This is a genomic window from Achromobacter spanius (assembly GCF_002966795.1).
GTDB lineage: Bacteria > Pseudomonadota > Gammaproteobacteria > Burkholderiales > Burkholderiaceae_B > Achromobacter > Achromobacter spanius_D.
The window spans coordinates 608,677-626,288 of sequence record NZ_CP023270.1 but is presented as its reverse complement, the minus strand read 5'-3'; the positions used below and the strand labels follow the sequence as shown (position 1 = coordinate 626,288).

Annotated in this window: 14 protein-coding genes; all 14 read right to left on the bottom strand. The window is 65.6% G+C overall.

What is annotated here, in order from left to right:
* Positions 1 to 228: 228 nt before the first annotated feature.
* The 14 genes from CLM73_RS02790 to CLM73_RS02725 all read right to left on the bottom strand — a co-directional run bounded on the left by CLM73_RS02790 (position 229) and on the right by CLM73_RS02725 (position 17,611).
* Positions 229 to 636 (bottom strand): RidA family protein, encoded by a 408-nt coding sequence (locus tag CLM73_RS02790; protein ID WP_105237228.1) that lies wholly within the window; start codon positions 634 to 636, stop codon positions 229 to 231.
* 49 nt (positions 637 to 685) lie between these two features.
* The gene (locus CLM73_RS02785; protein WP_105237227.1) at positions 686 to 1,126 is read right to left on the bottom strand and encodes an acyl-CoA thioesterase; all 441 of its coding nucleotides are present in this window, start codon (positions 1,124 to 1,126) and stop codon (positions 686 to 688) included.
* Positions 1,127 to 1,153: 27 nt separating this feature from the next.
* Positions 1,154 to 2,794: an AMP-binding protein gene (locus tag CLM73_RS02780; protein WP_105237226.1), complete on the bottom strand. Its 1,641-nt coding sequence runs from the start codon at positions 2,792 to 2,794 to the stop codon at positions 1,154 to 1,156.
* Between the two features lie 62 nt (positions 2,795 to 2,856).
* Positions 2,857 to 4,026, bottom strand: a complete 1,170-nt coding sequence (locus CLM73_RS02775) for an acyl-CoA dehydrogenase family protein (protein ID WP_105241355.1) — start codon at positions 4,024 to 4,026, stop codon at positions 2,857 to 2,859.
* A 2-nt stretch (positions 4,027 to 4,028) separates the two neighbouring features.
* A complete protein-coding gene (locus tag CLM73_RS02770; protein ID WP_105237225.1) occupies positions 4,029 to 4,886 on the bottom strand; it encodes an enoyl-CoA hydratase family protein in 858 nt (285 codons plus the stop codon).
* 42 nt (positions 4,887 to 4,928) lie between these two features.
* On the bottom strand, positions 4,929 to 5,720 hold the full coding sequence (locus tag CLM73_RS02765; RefSeq protein ID WP_105237224.1) for an SDR family NAD(P)-dependent oxidoreductase: 792 nt from the start codon (positions 5,718 to 5,720) through the stop codon (positions 4,929 to 4,931).
* Entirely contained in the window at positions 5,717 to 8,068 is a 2,352-nt protein-coding gene (locus CLM73_RS02760; RefSeq protein ID WP_105237223.1) for a bifunctional salicylyl-CoA 5-hydroxylase/oxidoreductase, read from the bottom strand. Before CLM73_RS02760 ends, CLM73_RS02765 begins: the two co-directional genes overlap by 4 nt.
* Positions 8,069 to 9,417: 1,349 nt before the next feature.
* On the bottom strand, positions 9,418 to 11,994 hold the full coding sequence (locus CLM73_RS02755; RefSeq protein ID WP_234015799.1) for an EAL and GGDEF domain-containing protein: 2,577 nt from the start codon (positions 11,992 to 11,994) through the stop codon (positions 9,418 to 9,420).
* Positions 11,995 to 12,033: 39 nt separating this feature from the next.
* Positions 12,034 to 12,831: a biofilm regulation diguanylate cyclase SiaD gene (gene siaD / locus CLM73_RS02750; protein WP_105237221.1), complete on the bottom strand. Its 798-nt coding sequence runs from the start codon at positions 12,829 to 12,831 to the stop codon at positions 12,034 to 12,036.
* The gene (gene siaC / locus CLM73_RS02745; protein ID WP_056564583.1) at positions 12,828 to 13,205 is read right to left on the bottom strand and encodes a biofilm regulation phosphoprotein SiaC; all 378 of its coding nucleotides are present in this window, start codon (positions 13,203 to 13,205) and stop codon (positions 12,828 to 12,830) included. The genes siaD and siaC overlap by 4 nt, the downstream gene beginning before the upstream one ends.
* A 37-nt stretch (positions 13,206 to 13,242) precedes the next feature.
* Positions 13,243 to 13,782 carry a biofilm regulation protein kinase SiaB gene (gene siaB / locus CLM73_RS02740; protein WP_105237220.1) on the bottom strand — a complete coding sequence of 180 codons (540 nt, stop codon included), beginning with the start codon at positions 13,780 to 13,782 and terminating at the stop codon, positions 13,243 to 13,245.
* Between the two features lie 23 nt (positions 13,783 to 13,805).
* Positions 13,806 to 15,791 (bottom strand): biofilm regulation protein phosphatase SiaA, encoded by a 1,986-nt coding sequence (gene siaA, locus CLM73_RS02735; RefSeq protein ID WP_199778241.1) that lies wholly within the window; start codon positions 15,789 to 15,791, stop codon positions 13,806 to 13,808.
* A gap of 318 nt (positions 15,792 to 16,109) precedes the next feature.
* A complete protein-coding gene (locus CLM73_RS02730; protein WP_105237218.1) occupies positions 16,110 to 16,814 on the bottom strand; it encodes an ABC transporter ATP-binding protein in 705 nt (234 codons plus the stop codon).
* Positions 16,814 to 17,611 (bottom strand): ABC transporter ATP-binding protein, encoded by a 798-nt coding sequence (locus CLM73_RS02725; protein ID WP_105237217.1) that lies wholly within the window; start codon positions 17,609 to 17,611, stop codon positions 16,814 to 16,816. The genes CLM73_RS02730 and CLM73_RS02725 overlap by 1 nt, the downstream gene beginning before the upstream one ends.
* Position 17,612: the final 1 nt, after the last annotated feature.

The following is a 17,612-nucleotide window of genomic DNA, read 5'->3' as shown; positions in this document are numbered from 1 at the left end:
GAAGGCTCCGGACCGCAATCGTAGCCCCGCGCGCCCCAGACCGACGACGCGCCGGGCGTCTTAAGAACCTCGGGCGGCGCATCATCGACCGGTGTCTGACACCTGAAGCCAGCGACATGCCGACAAAATCCCACCCACAAGCACCGAAGGCCCGCCGCTCGCGCCCCCCGGTGCCGGCCGGGAAGCAAAAGCGGCGAACCTTCGATACACCGTCAAACCGAATAGACGTTACTGCGCAGGCACCACCGCAGTCACCTCGATCTCCACCTTCGCGCGATCCTCCACCAGATCAGCCACCTCCACCGCCGTCATCGCCGGAAAATGCCGGCCGATCAACTCCCGGTAGTGCTTCCCGATACCCGGATACGCCGCCACGTACTCATTCTTGTCCGTCACATACCAAGTCATCCGCACGATATGTTCCGGCTTCGCCCCGCCCTCGGCAAGAATCTGCACGATGTTCAGCAGCGCCTGACGCACCTGGTCCGCAAAATCATCGGACTCGAACTGCTGCTGCCCGTTCCATCCCACCTGTCCGCCCACAAACACGATCTTGCTGCCCACCTGCATCTCGGTCAGCACACCATTCGAATAGCCCCGGGGCGCCATCCAATCCGGCGGTTGCAGAATCTTCATAACGTCTCATCCTATTGATCAAATAAACAAACCACAGGGTGGCGCCCGCTTATGCCGCGGTTGCCAGAAAATGCTGCATGCGATCCCGCAGATCCGCAGGCAGCGGCATCGACTTCATCGTCCGCAAATCCACCGTCACGATCGTCAGCGTCGCCGACAACCGCAACTGGCCGTCCGGCCCTTCAAAACGCACCAGCGCCTTGAACGACGCGCCTCCGATGCGCTGCACCGACAACGTCTGACGCAGCTTCTCGTGCCACCGGCTCGGCGCGCTGAAATCGCACGTCACCGACGCCATCGGCGTGCCGATGTGCCGGTCCACATGCAGCGCATGAAACGGCAGCCCCATTCCCTTGTCGAACCACTCCTCGACGAAATCATTGATCATCTCGAAATAGCGCGGATAGAACACGATTCCCGCCGGATCGCAATGGCGGAATCGGACTTCTACCTGGCTCACGAAAGGAGCCGTCGTGATTGGTGCTGCCATGATGTTTCCTTTGATGCCTCTACCTGCTCATGCCATCTTGCGCAGCGCAAACCGCTGCAACTTGCCCGTCTCCGTCCGCGGCAATGCGTCCACGAACTCGATAGCGCGCGGGTACTTGTAAGGCGCAATGTTCGCCTTCACGAACGTCTGCATCGCCGTCACCAGTTCCGCGCTCGGCGCAAAACCCGGCTTGAGCACCACAAACGCCTTCACCACCTGCCCGCGCTCGTCGTCCATCGCGCCCACCACCCCGCACTCCGCCACCGCCTCGTGACGCAGCAGCGCGTCCTCGACCTCCGGACCCGCGATGTTGTAGCCCGCCGACACGATCATGTCGTCGTTGCGCGCCTGGTAGAACAGATAGCCGTCGTCGTCCTGCACGAACGTATCGCCCGGCAGATTCCAGCCATCTTGCACGAACCGGCGCTGACGCTCGTCCGCCAGATAGCGGCAGCCCGTCGGCCCCTTGATCGCCAGCCGGCCCACCGTGCCGTTCGGCACCGGCTTCATCTCGTCATCCACGATCTGCGCCACATACCCCGGCACCACGCGCCCGATCGCCCCGCGGCGCACCGACTCCGGCGGGCTCGACACAAACACGTGAATCATCTCCGTGCCGCCGATGCCGTCGATCATCTCGATCCCCGTCGCCTCCTTCCACAGCTGGCGCGTCGCATCCGGCAAGGCCTCGCCCGCCGACACGCTCTTCTTCAGCGACGACAGATCGAACCTGCCCACCAGCGCCGCCATCTGGCGGTAGAAGGTCGGGGCCGTGAACACGATCGTCGCGCGGAATTCCTGGATCAGTTCCAGCAGGCTCTCCGGCGACAGCTTCTCGGCCAGCACCGTACTCGCGCCCACGCGCAGCGGGAAGCACAACAGCCCGCCCAGTCCGAACGTGAACGCCAGCGGCGGCGTGCCGCAGAAAATGTCGTCCGGGCCCGGCTTGATCACATGCTTCGGGAACAGATCGCACATCGCCAGCACATCGCGATGGAAATGCATGCAACCCTTCGGCGAGCCCGTCGTGCCGCTCGTGAATGCGATCAGGCACACATCGTCCGCCGCCGTATCGCACGCCTCGAACGTGTCGGGCTTGCCCGCGGCCAGCGCGTCCAGCGCATCCGGCGCCGAATCGTTGAAGTACATCACCTGCGCCAGACCCGGGCAGTGGTTCTCGTGATCCGGCTGCGCGCAGAACTGCGCCTCGTCCTTCAGGCGCACGTCGCACAACACCGCCTGGATCTGCGCCTTCTCGATGATCTGCTTCAGTTCCTTCGAACGCAGCAGCGGCATCGTCGGCACCGTCACCAGGCCCGCCTTGATCGCGGCCAGCCACGACGCCGCCATCATCGGATTGTTCGGGCCGCGCAGCAGCAGGCGGTTGCCCGGCACCAGCTTCATGTCCTCGGACAGCACGCGCGCGATGCGGTTCGTCAGCGCAGCCAGTTCGCGGTAGGTCATCGTCGCCGGCTTGCCGTCCTGGCGCCAGCGCAGCGCCACGCGGTCGCCGTGGCCGCGGCCGACCATCGCGTCCACCAGCTCCACCGCGCAGTTGAAACGCTTGGGATAGGCCACGTCGGGGCCGTCCAGCAGGAACTCAGGCCATTGTTCGCCCGGGGGCAGGTTGTCCCGGGCAAAGGTGTCGATGTGGGCGGATACTTCCATGAAAATTCCCCTTGGCTGTGCGATGCGGTTTACGTTGCAAAAGGCAGGCGCTCGATGGCCCCTTACGCCTTCAGCAGTTCACGGGCGATGATCAACTTCTGCACTTCGGTGGCGCCTTCGTAGATACGCAGCGCTCTGATTTCCCTGTAAAGCTTCTCCACCGGCATCCCCGACACCACGCCAGCGCCGCCAAACATCTGCAACGCCCGGTCGATCACCGTCTGCGCCGATTCCGTGGCCGTCATCTTGGCCATCGCCGCTTCGCGCGTGGTGCGCAGCTTCTGCACGTCGCGCATCCACGCGGCGCGGTACGTCAGCAGCGCCGAGGCGTCGATGGCGGTCGCCATGTCGCCCAGCGCGGCTTGCGTCAGTTGCAGGTCGGCCAGCGTCTGGCCGAACATGCGGCGCGACTTGGCGCGCGCCAATCCTTCGTCCAGCGCCCGGCGCGCAAAGCCCAGCGCCGCCGCCGCCACCGACGCGCGGAAGATATCCAGCGTCATCATGGCGAGCTTGAAGCCTTGCCCCGCGTCGCCCAACCGGTGCGTCGCCGGGATGCGGCAGTTGTCGAACGTGATGGTCGCCAGCGGATGCGGCGCGATCAGGTCGATACGCTCGGCCACCTCGAATCCCGGCGTGTCCGCATCCACCACGAAGGCGCTGATGCCCCGCGCGCCGGGGGCCTCGCCCGTGCGCGCGAACACGACATAGAAGTCCGCGATGCCACCGTTCGAGATCCACGTCTTCGCGCCATTCAGCACATAGTGGTCGCCGTCCAGCCGCGCCTCGCACGCCAGCGCGGCCACGTCCGAGCCCGCATCGGGCTCCGACAGCGCAAAGGCCGCAATCGCCTCGCCGCGCGCCACGCGCGGCAGGTAATCCTGGCGCAACGTATCCGAGCCCATCAGCGAAATCGCGCCGCTGCCCAGCCCCTGCATCGCAAACGCAAAGTCCGCCAATCCTTCATGCCGGGCAAACGTCTCGCGCAGGATGCACACCGCGCGGGAGTCGACCTCCGGCAGCGCGCCGCCCCACGCCCCGCCCGGGCCGCCCGCCACCGCGTAGCGCAGCCATCCGGCCTGGCCCATGGCCTTGACCAGCTTCTTGCATGCCGCGTCCGCGTCGTGATGGTCCACGTCGCCCAGCGACTGCTCGCACCACGCGTCCACGTCATGCGCCAGCTTGCGGTGCGCGTCGTCGAAAAAGGGCCAGTCCAGCCAGCTTGCGTCGCGCATCATCAATTCCCCTCGAAGACGGGTTTCTGCTTGGCCACGAAGGCTTCGTAGGCGCGATGGAAATCGCGCGTCTGCATGCAGATGGCCTGGGCTTCGGCCTCGGCCTCGATGGCCTCGTCCACGCCCATGTTCCATTCCTGGTGCAGCAGCTTCTTGGTGACGCCGTGCGCAAAGGTCGGACCGGCGGCAAGCTGGGCCGCCAGCGACTGCGCCGCTTCCAGCAGCTTGCCGGACTCGTGCAGCGCATTGAAAAAGCCCCAGCTTGCGCCCTCGTCGGCCGTCATCGCGCGGCCGGTGTACAGCAGCTCGGACGCACGGCCCTGGCCAATCATGCGCGGCAGCAGCGTGCACGCGCCCATGTCGGCGCCCGCCAGACCCACGCGGGTAAAGAGGAACGCGGTGCGCGCCGCCGGCGTGCCCAAGCGCATGTCCGATGCCAGCGCCACCATCGCGCCCGCGCCGGCGCACACGCCGTCCACGGCCGCCACGATCGGCTGCGGGCAAACGCGCATGGCCTTGACCAGATCGCCCGTCATGCGCGTGAAGTCCAGGAGCTCCGGCATGCTCATCTTCGTGAGCGGGCCGATGATCTCGTGCACGTCGCCACCCGAGCAGAAATTGCCGCCCGCGCCCGTCACCACCACCACCTTCACGTCGGTGGCATACACCAGCGACCGGAAGAAATCGCGCAGTTCCGCGTACGAATCGAACGTCAGCGGGTTCTTGCGCTCGGGACGGTTCAGCGTAATGGTGCCGACCTTGCCGTCGTCCGACACCTGCCACAGGAACGTCTTCGCCTGGTAGCCGGCGATGGGACGCTTGTGATGCTTCATGGTGTGCTCTTCGGGCTGGGTGCTCATGGTGTCTCCGTTCATGAATGCTGGGTGGATTGAACGCCGGCCTCAGCCGGTCATCACTTCGCCGCCGTCGACGGCGATCGCCTGACCGTTGATGGATGCGGAGGCCGGCAGCGCCAGCCACGCGACCGTCTCGGCCACTTCCTCGGGCTGCACCAGGCGGCCCTGCGGGTTGCGCTCGGCCAGTTTCAGGCGGGCGGCGTCCGGCGTCATGCCGGTCTTCTCGACAATATTGGCGACGGCACCGCGCACGATGTCGGTCTCGGTATAGCCGGGGCACACCGCATTGACCGTCACGCCTTTCTGCGCCGTTTCCAGCGCCAGCGAACGCGTCAGGCCGATGACACCGTGCTTGGCGGCGCAGTAGGCACTTACATACCCATAGCCGATCAGCCCCGCCGTGCTGGCCACGTTGATCACGCGGCCCCATTTTTCCTGCAGCATGCCGGGCAATGCGGCCTGGATGCAGTGGAAGGTGCCCGTCAGGTTGACGGCCAGCATCTGATTCCACAGCGCGGCGTCGGTCCGGTCAAAGCGCTGGCTGACCGCCTGCCCCGCGTTGTTCACCAGGATCAGCACCGGGCCGAACTCGGCTTCAGCCTGCGCAAAGGCCGCGCGCACCGAGGCTTCGTCGGCGATGTCCGCGCTGACGGCCTGCACCTGACCCAGCCGGGCCAGCTCGTCGGTGGCGGCCTCCAGCGCGCCGCCGTCGCGGCCCAGCAGCGTGACGCGGGCGCCGCGCTGCAGCAGCGCCCGGGCGGCGCCCAGGCCGATGCCGCGCGCGCCCCCCGTCACCAGGGCGTGACGCCCGGCGAGCGGTTGCGGTTGTGCGTTCATTTGATATCCAGTTGCGCCATGGCGGCGGCGCGTTCGAAGTTGGTTTCAAGCTGACGCTTGCCGGCGAAATACTGGCTCGGCCACGAAACATCAACATAGCCCACACGCGCCGCTTCGCGCAGCGTCCAGGAGGCGTCAGCCAAATGGGGACGCGCCAGCGCGCAGAGGTCTGCCCGGCCCGAGGCGATGATGCCGTTGGCGTGATCGGTCTCGAAGATGGCGCCCACGGCAATCGTCGGGATGCCGGCTTCATTGCGCACGCGGTCGGCAAACGGCGTCTGGAACATCCGGCCGTACACCGGCTTTTCTTCCTTGCTGACCTGGCCGGACGAGCAGTCGATCATGTCGGCGCCCGCCGCCTTGAAGTGACGCGCGATCTCGACCGCATCGTCCGCGGTGATGCCGCCTTCCACCCAATCGCTGGCCGAGATCCGCACCGACATCGGCTTGTCTTCGGGCCACACGGCGCGCACCGCATGGAAAACCTCCAGCGGGAAGCGCAGGCGGTTTTCCAGGCTGCCGCCGTACTCGTCGTCGCGCTGGTTGGTCAGCGGCGAAATGAAGCTGGACAGCAGGTAGCCGTGCGCGCAGTGCAGCTCCAGCCAGTCAAAGCCGGCAGCGGCCGCGCGGCGCGCCGCAGCCACGAAGTTGTCGCGCACCTGATCCATGTCGGCGCGCGTCATGGCGCGCGGCGTCTGCGACACGCCCTCGATGTAAGGCAGCGCCGATGCCGACACCAGCGGCCAGTTGCCCTCCGCCAACGGATGATCGATCTTCTGCCAGCCAAGCTGCGTCGACCCCTTGCGGCCGGCATGGCCCAACTGCATGCCGATGCGCGCATCGCTGTTGCCGTGCACGAAGTTCACGATGCGGGCAAACGCCTGCTGCTGCTCGTCGTTCCACAGCCCCGGGCACCCCGGCGTGATGCGGCCGTCCGGCGACACGCAGGTCATCTCCACCATGACGAGCCCGGCGCCGCCCATGGCGCGCGCCCCCAGGTGAACCAGATGGAAATCGCCCGGCACGCCGTCCGTGCACGAATACATGGCCATCGGCGACACGAGGATCCGATTCTTGAGCCGCACGCCGCGCACCTGGTAAGGCGTCAGCATCGGAATGGCCGGACGCCGGCCCTCGGGCGTGGCCGATCCGGCGCGTTCCGCGATCCAGCGCTCAAAACCTTCCAGCCAGGCCGGATCGCGCAGGCGCAGGTTCTCGTGCGAAATCCGCTGCGAGCGGGTCAGCAGCGAATACGCGAACTGCTCGGGTTCCAGATCGGCGTAGCGCTCGACGTTCTCGAACCATTCGGTGGAGTTGCGGGCGGCATTCTGGATCTTCAGCACTTCGACGCTGCGCACTTCCTCGTAGTGATGCAGCCCGGCCTCGACGCTGCCTTCCGCGCCACTCAGGCAACGCGCCAGTTCGATCGCGTCTTCCAGCGCGAGCTTGGTGCCCGAACCGATGGAAAAGTGCGCGGTGTGCGCGGCATCCCCCATCAGCACGACCGGCACGCGGCGCTCGCCACGGGCGGTGTCAAGCTTGTTCCAGTGGACCCACGTGTTGCAGATGACGCGCGGGAAACGAATCCAGATGGCCGAGCCACGCAGGTGCGACGCGTTGCTGATCAGCGGATTGCCGTCCAGCCAGGGCGCGAACAGCTTCTCGCAATAGGCGATGCCCTCTTCCTGGCTCATCTGCTCGATGCCGGCGGCCTGCCAGGTTTCTTCCGGCGTCTCGACGATGAACGTCGACATGCCGTCCTCGTACCGGTAGGCATGCGCCTGGAACCAGCCGTGCTCGGTCTGCACGAAAGCAAAGGTGAAGGCATCGAAGACCTTCTTGGTGCCCAGCCACACGAAGCGGCAGCGGCGCTGGTCGATGTCGGGGTGGAACGTCTCGGCGTACCGGGTGCGGATCTGACTGTTGATGCCATCCGAGGCAATGACGAGGTCGGCATCGTACTCGCGGGCAATGGCCTGGTCGTCCTGGACGAAGTTCTCGAACACGAGCTTCACGCCCACGTCTTCGCAGCGGGCCTGCAGGATGTTCAGGAGCTTCTTGCGGCCAATGCCGATGAAGCCGTGACCGCTGCTGCGGATGCTGCGGCCCTTGAAATGGATGTCGATGTCATCCCAATGGTTGAACGCATCGCCAATGGTCTGAGCCGAAACGGGGTCGGCCTCACGCAAGTTCTGCATGGTGGCGTCGGAGAACACCACGCCCCAGCCAAAGGTGTCATACGGACGGTTGCGTTCGATGACGGTGACTTCGTTGGCGGGGTTCTGCAGTTTCATGAGCAGACCGAAATACAGGCCGGCGGGACCGCCGCCGATGCAGACTATCTTCATTGCCGTATACGCTCCAAGTACGCGACAGTCGCTCTTGATGCTGGAGCGGAAGCCGCAGATATTTAGGTCTGGATAGTTTAGGCTTGAAATATATATCGGAAGTGGTGGGTGTGCAAATGAGGGAAAGTATTTAGTGATGCTGGAGGGGGTGGGGAAATGGGGACGATTGGAGGATTGGGTGTGAGCGGCGGCGCGCGAGTAGGTGTGGGCCGCGTGGCGTCGAGCCGGCTTTGACTGTGGCCCTGATTGGCTGTGGCTTTGGTTTGGCGGTTGATGTGTTCTTCTGCCGCCCCTCGGCACGGGCGACAGGGGGCCGAGCGCCCACGATTGCGGTCCGGAGCCTTCGCTCCGGCCTTGCCTAGGCGGCCCCCCCCTTAGTCATCTTCGTCCGCCTTCGGCTACCTTCAGATTCCCTCGGGCGCATCGACGGCGCTCGGCCCCCTGTCGCCCGCACCGAGGCGCTGCGGTGTGCATGATTCGGGGCGCTGCTAGAGCCGTGGTCAGGGACGAGACTTGCGGGGCCCGCCGAGTCGCGGCCGCGCGGGCGGCCACGATCGGCATACGCATTTTGGGTCGTCGTGGGGGTGGTCGCTTGCGCGCTTGCGGGGATTGGGGTTCTGGAGGTCCAGCATCACCGGGGGGGTAAGCGGTGATGGGCGGCGCGCGGCGACCGTCTGCCACAGCTTGCCGACCTGTACTCGCGCCGCCCATCGGGCACTGGAGTTCAAGTGACGATTAGCAGCGAGCCGTGCTCGCGTGGGTGTCTGACACCTGAATCAGTCTTACGAATCCGCTGGCGTCGGGTACTCGGCAAAAAACGAGCGCCTTCTCCAAGATGGGTGTCTGACACCCTGGAAGCACCCTTCAAGCCTGTAGCCCATCTATGCGGGTGTCAGACACCAAAGCGCCACCTACGCGCGAAGCATAATCGCCACAACGCAAGACACCGCGTAAGTCTCTGGAGGCCGCCCGCGCGGCCGATCGGAGACGGGCAGCGCAAGATGCTTCTAGCCCGAAGGTCTCTGCGCAAAAACGCCAAGCACGCCGACCGCCCCAACTGCCTGAAGACTTGAATTGCCAGAGTCCGGTGCGGTGGCGTTCCGGGGTGCGCGGGGCGTCGATAAGCCCGAGGGAATCTGAAGGGAAGGCCGAAGGCCTGGACGAAGATGACGACGGGGCAGTCCGGAGCGAAGGCTCCGGACCGCAATCGTGGCCCCGCGCGCCCCGGGACGCCACCGTGCCGGACGCCTTAAGAACCAACGATGCCGGAACCACCCGCAGCCTCCAGCGAGCCGACACGAAGCTCCCATCGCCAGCCAACAAAATTCAGTTCACCAGCAAGATGGCAATCACCCCCGAGCCCGCAACCACTCCTCAAGATCCCCCGCAGGCAACGGCGGCGAAAACAGAAACCCCTGCCCCGCAGCACACCCTTGCTCGATCAGAAACCGCCGCTGCTCTTCGTTCTCGACGCCTTCCGCCACAACCGGCAGACTCAAGCTTTCCCCGATCCGAATCACAGCACTAGTCAGCGCCCGAGCCGCATCATCGCTCTCCAACCCCTGCACGAAACTGCGATCCAGCTTCAGTTCGTCAACGATCAACCGCCGCAAGTGACCCAGGCTCGAATACCCCGTCCCGAAGTCATCCATCGAAAGCCGTACGCCCAGTCGATGCAACTCTGCGATCGTGCGCAGCGTCCCAGCCGTGGCATCCAGAACAACGCCCTCGGTAATCTCCAGCATCAAATCCGCCGGCGCCAATCCGAATTCCGCCAACGTCGCCGCAATCATCCGCGGCAGGTTCAGATTGTGGAAATTCGTCGCCGACAGGTTCACCGACACCGAAGGAACACGCAAACCGTTGTTCCGCCAGATCGCCAGTTGCGAGCACGCTTCGCGTAACGCCCAGTCGCCCAGATCGCCAATCAGTCCGCACTCTTCCGCCAACGGCACAAACCGCACCGGCGAAATGTCGCCCAGCGTCGGATGGCGCCAGCGCGCCAGCGCTTCCACCCCGTACAGACTGCCGTTCTTCAAGCCCACTTGCGGCTGGTAATGCAGACGCAATGCCTTGGCTTCCAGCGCATCCCGCAACGCCGCTTCCAACGCCAGCCGCTCCTGCGCCTGACGATTCATCTCAGCGCTGAAGAACGAAATGCGATTGCGCCCCGCCGTCTTCGCCTGATACATCGCCATATCCGCATGGCGCAGCAGCGTATCCATGTCCCGGCCGTTTTCCGGGAACACGCTGATGCCGATGCTCACTGACGGGTTCAGCGTGATGCCGCCCACCGAGAACGGCTGCGCCAGCGCCACCAGGATGTGTTCGGCGGCCGCAGTCAGGCGGCCATGTTCGAACTCCGGCATCAGCATCACGAACTCGTCGCCGGAAAGCCGGCCCACGATGTCCGTCGCCCGCGCCAACCGGCGCAGACGTTGCGCCACATCTCGCAGCAGCGCGTCGCCGATCGGGTGGCCCAGCGTATCGTTCACCTGCTTGAAGCGGTCCAGATCCAGGAACAGCACCGCCACCCGCTTGCGCTCCGGCTCCGCGCGAGCAATCGCCTGTTCGGCCTGCGCCAGCAGCAGATTGCGGTTCGGCAGACCCGTCAGCTCGTCATAGAAAGCCAGCTGGCGGATGCGGGCGCGGGCTTCCTCGCGTTCCAGCGCCAGCGCGCACAGATACACGCACACATCCACCAGACGATGATGGAAATCATCCGGCAGCCGGCGCTCGCGGAAATAGAAGCCGAACGTCCCGATCACCCGGCCATCGCTCGACTTGATCGGCGACGACCAGCACGCCTTGTATTCCTCCGGCAGCGGCAGATGGCGGTAATCGTCCCACAGCGGATCCGTCGCGATGTCCGGCACGATCACCGGGCGGCCCAGAAACGCCGCCGTGCCGCACGCGCCCACCTGCGGGCCGATCGGCACGCCTTCCAGCGCGTCCGAATAGCCCTGCGGCAGGCTCGGCGCCGCCAGCGGGCGCAACAGGCCCGCGTCGTCCACGCGGACCACCGAGGCCGCCACTTCCGGCGCCAGGCGTTCCACCTCGCGGCACACCATGTTCATGACCTCGACCACCGAGGCCTCGTTCACCATCGCCTGCAGCACCCGGCGCTGCAGCACCTCGTGCACCTTCGTCGGCGTGATGTCCGTCAGCACGTCCACGATGTTGACCAGCGTCCCGCGCTCGTCGAACACCGAGTTTGCCATCACCGACACCCACAGCGGCTTGCCGCCGCGGTCATAGACCAGCACGTCCTTGTGGTAGCCCTCGCGACAGGCGATGCGGCGATGCAGTTCCTCGCGCGTGCCGCCGTCGGCGCGGCCGCCGGACAGCAGCTCGCCCAGGTCCTGATTGAGCGAGTCGCCGCGCGAAAACCCCAGCATGCGCTGGAAGCCATCGTTCACGTAAACGATGCGGCCATCGGCGCCCGACACCGCCACCGCGTTGCCGGTCTCGTTGATGCCCAGCATCAGCAGGCGGATTTCTTCCTGGCGTTCGGCGTCCGCGATCGACTTGCGCGAGATGACCGTCACGCGGCCGACCTCGCCCGCGTCGTTCAGCAGCGGCAGATAGGTCGCCTCGATCCACAGCGAGCTGCCGTCCTTCTTGCGGTAGCGGCAGGTGCCCGAAAAATGCTGGCCGCGGCGCAGCCGGTCCCAGACCTGTTCGCCGCTGCGCGTGCCGCGGCCTTCGTCCATGCTGTCGCACAGCAGCTCGTGGCGCAGCGTCAGGGCCTCTTCATGGGAATAACCCACCGCGGCCAGGAAATTGGTATTGCCGTTCAACAAAGAGCCCGCTGCGTCGAAGTCGAACAGCAGCAGCGCGCGGTCCATCGACGTCAGGTAATTGCCCACATGCCACGCGGCGCCTTGGGGATTCGACTCCGAATCGCCAAGATGAGAATCAAGCATAAGGGGCTCCAACCCGGATAACAGCTGTTCCGGTTTCATTCAGCGCCTCGGAAAACCAAGGGCGACGCGATCGCGACCGTCCTGCTTGGCCAGATACAACGCCTGATCCGCCCGGCTGAGCGTCTCCGAAAACGTTTCGCCCAACTGGTGATACGCCATGCCGATACTGACCGTCAGCCGCAGGACGTCGTCCCCGGCCGCCACCGCCAGCCCCCGCACATCACTGACCAGCCGGTCCATGACCGCCTGCGCCGCGTCCGGGTGCGTATGGGGTAGCAGAACGAGGAATTCCTCGCCGCCCCAGCGGCCGCACAGGTCGTATTCGCGCAGGCTTTCGACCAGCACGCCGGCCAGTTCGACTAGCGCCCGGTCGCCCGTCTCGTGGCCGAAACGATCGTTCACGGCCTTGAAGTGATCCACGTCCAGCATTGCGACGACAAAGCTGTCGCCGCTGCGCGCGGCGCGCTGGACTTCCTGCTTGATCATCTCCATCAGCGCGCGACGATTCAGGAGGCCCGTCAGCGGATCGCGGCTGGACGTTTCCTCGAGCGCGCGGTTCAGGTCGCGCATCATGCTCTGGTAGTGATCCGAGATCCGCGCGATGCGGGTCAAGCGGCGCAACTGGCGGTCGAACTGGTCGCACAGGCCCAGTTCGCGTTCGTGCGCCATGCTTTGATAGGCGTCCGAAAGCTGCGTGACGCGCTGAATGCGCGCCATCTGTTCCTCGGTGTGCCGCCAGAGCGCTTCCAGCGCGTCACGCAGCGGATGGCCGGCATAGGCCGGATCCGCCAGCAATGCGGCGATGCGCTGATCGAGTTCGGCGGCGCCCGGCTTCATTGACGGCCGACCACCGAGAAGGGGAACGTGCAGTCTTCCTTGAACTCTTCGGCCAGCTCGCCCACGCGCTCGTTGCGCATGTCGTAGAACCACGTGACGCCGACCTCGCGGCCCTTGCGGTGCGCGGCCTCCAGCACGTCGAAGATGTCCATGACGGACTTGATGCTGCTGGTGTTCAGGTACAGGAGTTCCAGCTCCAGCTTCAGCGGCGTGTCGCGATCCTGCAGGTACGACTCGACCCATTCGATGACCGGGCCAAACAGTTCGAAGGAATTCTCGGGGTAGGAGTCGCCGCGCATCGCCAGCACGCCGGCGGCAGCGTCGGCGGTGATGGCGGGCGTGGACTGGGTCCCGGGAATGTTCAGGTCTTTCATCAAATACTCCGAAAATAATCCTTTTGAGCGCGCGTCCTCAGACCACCACGCTCAGGCTGAAGAAGGCCTTGCCCGGCTGTGCGGCGGGGGTCAGGCTGGCTTCCAGCGGAGCGCCGGCGCGGCGCGCGATGTCGATCAGACCCAGGCCCGCGCCCGACGCGACGCCTTGCGTGCGCGGCTTGTGCAGCTGTGCCTTGTATTCGGCTTTCAGGGCCGGCTTGTCCAGCGCGGCCAGTTCCTGGATACGGGCCACCAGGCTGTGGCCGTCTTCCTCACTGACCAGATTGCCCGCCGACACCACATAGCGGCTTTCGTCGCGGCGGCCGATCACGACCGTGGCGGAGGCGTCCACGTCGCCGTTCTGCGCGGCGTACTGGCGGATGTTCTGGATCATCTCGATGTAGACCGAGAACACATCCATGGCTTCAGCGGGCCGGACGTGCTCGGCGTTCAGGTAGTTCTTCAGCGCATTGCCAATTTCCTCGATCAGGCTGCGCGAGATCGGACCGTTGAAACACAACAGCGTGCGGTTCTGGTCGAATCGCGCGCCCAACGCGTAAAGATCGGAGGCATTCATGGAGGGTACCGCCTTGATAACGATTATTCGAAACGGAAAGACAGCAAGGTGATGTCGTCGCGCTGGGGCCGGCCACCTTGGTACTCGGCGAGCGCCTGGCTGAATGCGGCCGCCTGTTCGGTTAACGGCCGGCGGGCGTGTGTCTTGAGCATGTCGGCAAAGCGCGTATTGCCAAAGCCGAACCCGTGCTCGCCGCCCGCCTGATCCAGGAAACCGTCGGTGGCCAGGTAATACGTCCAGCCCGGCTCCATCTGCAAGGTGTTGTTCTCGTAAACCCCCATACGCTTGTCGCCCAGCGCACGGCGGCCGCCGGGCACCTCATGCAGGCTTTCACCGTCGCTTGCGTACAGACTGATCTTCGCGCCTGCGTACAGCAGCCTGCCGGCTTGCCGGTCAATATATACCAGCCCCGCGTCGGTATTGGTTGCCAGGGCCCGGGGCAACTGCGCGTCGGCCAGCATGGCCCGGATGGCGTTGTCGGTACGCGTCAGAATGCCTGCGGGATCGCCCGGTCCCACTTCCGTGATCGCCAGATCGATCGCCGCGCGCGCCAGCATCGTCATCAACGCGCCGGGCACGCCGTGGCCCGCGCAGTCCATGATGCCCAGCAGGCAGTTGGCGCCGTCCTCGCGGAATACGTAGAAATCCCCGCCGACCACATCGCGCGGCTTCCACAGCACGAAATGGTGGGCGCCCAGCGATTGGGTCAACTGGCGGTCCGGCAGGATCGCGCGCTGGATCAGGCTGGCGTAGTCGATGGAATCGCCGATCTTCTTGTGCGCCGCGGCCATGGCGCGGTTCGCGTCTTCCAGCGCCGAGGTGCGTTCGCGCACCTTGGTTTCCAGTTCGGCCGTGTGCTTGCGCACCTTGTCGGCCATCACGCCGAACGCGCGGCTCAGGTCGCCGATCTCGTCCTGGCCGCCCGGCGGCAGGCGCACGTCGTAGCTGCCGTCGGCGATGGCCCGGGCCGACTGCTGCAGGCGGCGCAAGGGGCGCAGCATCAGGCGCTCGATGGCGTAGCCAAAGCACAGCAGCATCGCGGCAAAGAGCACCACCAGGCCAATGGCCGCCGGCCACAGCCAGCCGGTGTCCAGCACGCGGGCCGCGCCCAGGTCGACCACGGTCAGCACGTGCCAATGCAGTTCCGGCATGTATGCAACCGACACCAGTTGGCGCAGACCGTCCAACTTGACCCAGGCCGATTGCACCGACTGCGGGTTCGCCTGGGCGGCGTGCATGGCCGACAGCAAGTCGGCACGGCCCCCGCCCTCGTCCAGCAGGCCAAAAACCATGCCCTTGCCGCCCGCCCCCGCCGCGCCCGAGTTGTAGGCGATCAGCGCGGGGTTCATGTGCGCCTGGATCGCGCCTTCCTCGTCCACGATGATGGGCGTGACGCCGGGCTGGCCGCTGTTCACGAATTCCTTCAGGAACCCGCCCACGTCCAGGCCCGCGCCCGTCAGGCCGATAACCTTGTCGCCGTCCCGGATCTGCACATTGATCCAGACCTTGGTGGTCTTGATCTTCAAGTCCGGGTTGACGTTGATGTTGTAGCGGGCCGGCGACTTGATCGTGGCGTAGAACCAGCCGTCGTCGGCCGCGCTCGGGCTGAGCGTATAGCGCAGCGTCTCGGACAGCGGCTTGTCGTCGTTGAAGTAATAGTTGCCGGAAATGGCGCTGGCGATGAAATACGCGCCGCCCAGGAGGTCGCGCCGGTAGCCGTCGGCCTCGCGGAAGAACAGCTCTCGCGCGGCGGGATCGTTTTCATTTCGAAGCCAGCGGCGCGTAACCTCGCTGTCGGCCAGGCGCTGCGACAGCGCCAGTTCGCGCGACACCGGCGCCAGGATGCGCTGGCGGTTCAACTGCGTGAAGTTGTCGGAAAAGGCGCGGCCAAAGTGCTCGCGGACGCCGTCCAGCACCTGCCAGCCGATCAGCGCGGCTGGCGCCAAGGCGACCAGACACGCCAACAGCAGCGCCATCAGTGATTTCCTGCGCAATCCCCATTTCGCCATGCAAAGTCTTCCTGACAGCCTGTTGCGATGCCATACGCGTAAAGGGGACGCAGATCGGGCGCGCTGACCGTACGAGGCGCCCTGCCGTGCTTTGCCCCGCCTTATGAGCCATGAGCCTGAATGCCGGCGCCTCATGCGGGCGACCGGCGCGGCTAGTGTAGATGCCAGGGGGGTTTATTGATACAGGTGCAAACGTCTGGATGCGTTCGAGACACCTTAAGTTTCACCGCAGCAATATATATCGTCTTTTATTGCGTTTTATATCAACGATTGTTACGTCTCGCGGACCCCAATTGCAGCTTTATTACTACACGTTGGCTAGACGCCCAGGTACCGTTCCCAGAGGCCGCGGTCGGCATCCAGGGCCTGGGAGTCGCCGGTCCAGACCACCTTGCCGCGTTCCAGGATGACGTGGCGGTCGGCCAGACTGAGTAACCTTTCGACATATTTGTCGATCACCAGGATCGTCTGCCCGGCCTGGCGCAGCTGGGCCAGGCAATTCCAGATTTCTTCCCGGATCTTCGGCGCCAGTCCCTCGGTAGCCTCGTCCAGAATCAGCAGCCGGGGGTTGGTCACCAGCGCGCGGCCGATGGCCAGCATCTGCTGTTCACCGCCCGACAACTGGTTGCCCATGTTGCGGGCGCGCTCGGCCAGCCGGGGGAACAGCGCGAACACGCGATCGGGCGTCCACGGTTCGCCGATATCCGGGTTGCGCGCGGCCACAAACGCCGTCAGGTGCTCGCGCACCGTCAGGTTGGGAAAGCACTGGCGCCCTTCCGGGACGATGGCGACGCCGGCCCGCGCGATGCGGTCCGAGCTCCATCCGCTGATGTCCTGGCCCGCAAAGTGGATCTTGCCGCCGCGCAGCGGCAACTGGCCGAACAGGGTGCGCAGCAGCGTGGTCTTGCCCATGCCGTTGCGGCCCAGCAAGGTCACGACCTGCCCCGCCCCGATTTCCAGGTCGACGCCAAACAGCACCTGGCTGGCGCCGTAGCCGCTCTTGGCCGATTCGATGGTCAGCATCAGACGGTCTCCTCGTCGCCCAGGTAGGCCTGGCGCACTTCAGGGTTGGCGCGGATCTCGTCCGGCGTGCCCGAGGCGATCACCCGGCCGTACACCAGCACGGACAGGTGGTCGGCAAGACGGAACACCGCCTGCATGTCGTGTTCAACCAGCAGCATGGCGGCGCGTCCCCGCAAGGATTCGATCAGTTCGGTCAGGCGGACGGTCTCGTCGGGTCCCATGCCCGCCATGGGTTCGTCCAGCAGCAGCACCTTGGGCCGGGCGGCAAGCGCCAGCGCGAATTCCACCTTGCGCTGTTCGCCGTGCGGCAAAGTGCCCGCGGCGCGATCCAGCAGACTGGCGTCGATGGCGCACTCGCGGGCCAGTTCGCGCGCCTGTTCATAGAGCGCCGATTCGGCCGCGCGGGGTTTCCAGAAACGGAAGCTGCTGCCGGCGTGGGCCTGCACCGCCAGCACCAGGTTATCCAGCACGCTGGACTGCTTGAAGATGTTGGTGATCTGGTACGAGCGCGACAGGCCCGCGGCCACGCGCTGGTGCGCGTTCATCGCGGTGACGTCGCGGCCGTCGACTTCCAGCGTGCCGGCATCGGCGGACAGCGTGCCCGACAGCAGGTGGATCAGCGTGGACTTGCCCGCACCGTTGGGGCCGATCAAGGCGTGGATCTCGCCTGGCGCCAGGGACAGCGATACGTTGTCGGTGGCCACCAGGGCGCCGAAGCGCCGGACCAGTCCGCGCGCCTGCAGGGCGTGCGTCCCGCCAGCAGTAACGCCAGTCGTGGCGCCAGTCGTGGCATTCATC

Bases quoted from the DNA above. Each gene is read 5' to 3' on its own strand.
- CLM73_RS02755 (WP_234015799.1), bottom strand. From the start codon at position 11,994: ATGCTTGATTCTCATCTTGGCGATTCGGAGTCGAATCCCCAAGGCGCC.
- CLM73_RS02730 (WP_105237218.1), bottom strand. From the start codon at position 16,814: ATGCTGACCATCGAATCGGCCAAGAGCGGCTACGGCGCCAGCCAGGTG.
- CLM73_RS02790 (WP_105237228.1), bottom strand. From the start codon at position 636: ATGAAGATTCTGCAACCGCCGGATTGGATGGCGCCCCGGGGCTATTCG.
- siaA (WP_199778241.1), bottom strand. From the start codon at position 15,791: ATGGCGAAATGGGGATTGCGCAGGAAATCACTGATGGCGCTGCTGTTG.
- siaB (WP_105237220.1), bottom strand. From the start codon at position 13,782: ATGAATGCCTCCGATCTTTACGCGTTGGGCGCGCGATTCGACCAGAAC.
- CLM73_RS02770 (WP_105237225.1), bottom strand. From the start codon at position 4,886: ATGAGCACCCAGCCCGAAGAGCACACCATGAAGCATCACAAGCGTCCC.
- siaC (WP_056564583.1), bottom strand. From the start codon at position 13,205: ATGAAAGACCTGAACATTCCCGGGACCCAGTCCACGCCCGCCATCACC.
- CLM73_RS02785 (WP_105237227.1), bottom strand. From the start codon at position 1,126: ATGGCAGCACCAATCACGACGGCTCCTTTCGTGAGCCAGGTAGAAGTC.
- siaD (WP_105237221.1), bottom strand. From the start codon at position 12,831: ATGAAGCCGGGCGCCGCCGAACTCGATCAGCGCATCGCCGCATTGCTG.
- CLM73_RS02760 (WP_105237223.1), bottom strand. From the start codon at position 8,068: ATGAAGATAGTCTGCATCGGCGGCGGTCCCGCCGGCCTGTATTTCGGT.
- CLM73_RS02725 (WP_105237217.1), bottom strand. From the start codon at position 17,611: ATGAATGCCACGACTGGCGCCACGACTGGCGTTACTGCTGGCGGGACG.
- CLM73_RS02775 (WP_105241355.1), bottom strand. From the start codon at position 4,026: ATGCGCGACGCAAGCTGGCTGGACTGGCCCTTTTTCGACGACGCGCAC.
- CLM73_RS02765 (WP_105237224.1), bottom strand. From the start codon at position 5,720: ATGAACGCACAACCGCAACCGCTCGCCGGGCGTCACGCCCTGGTGACG.
- CLM73_RS02780 (WP_105237226.1), bottom strand. From the start codon at position 2,794: ATGGAAGTATCCGCCCACATCGACACCTTTGCCCGGGACAACCTGCCC.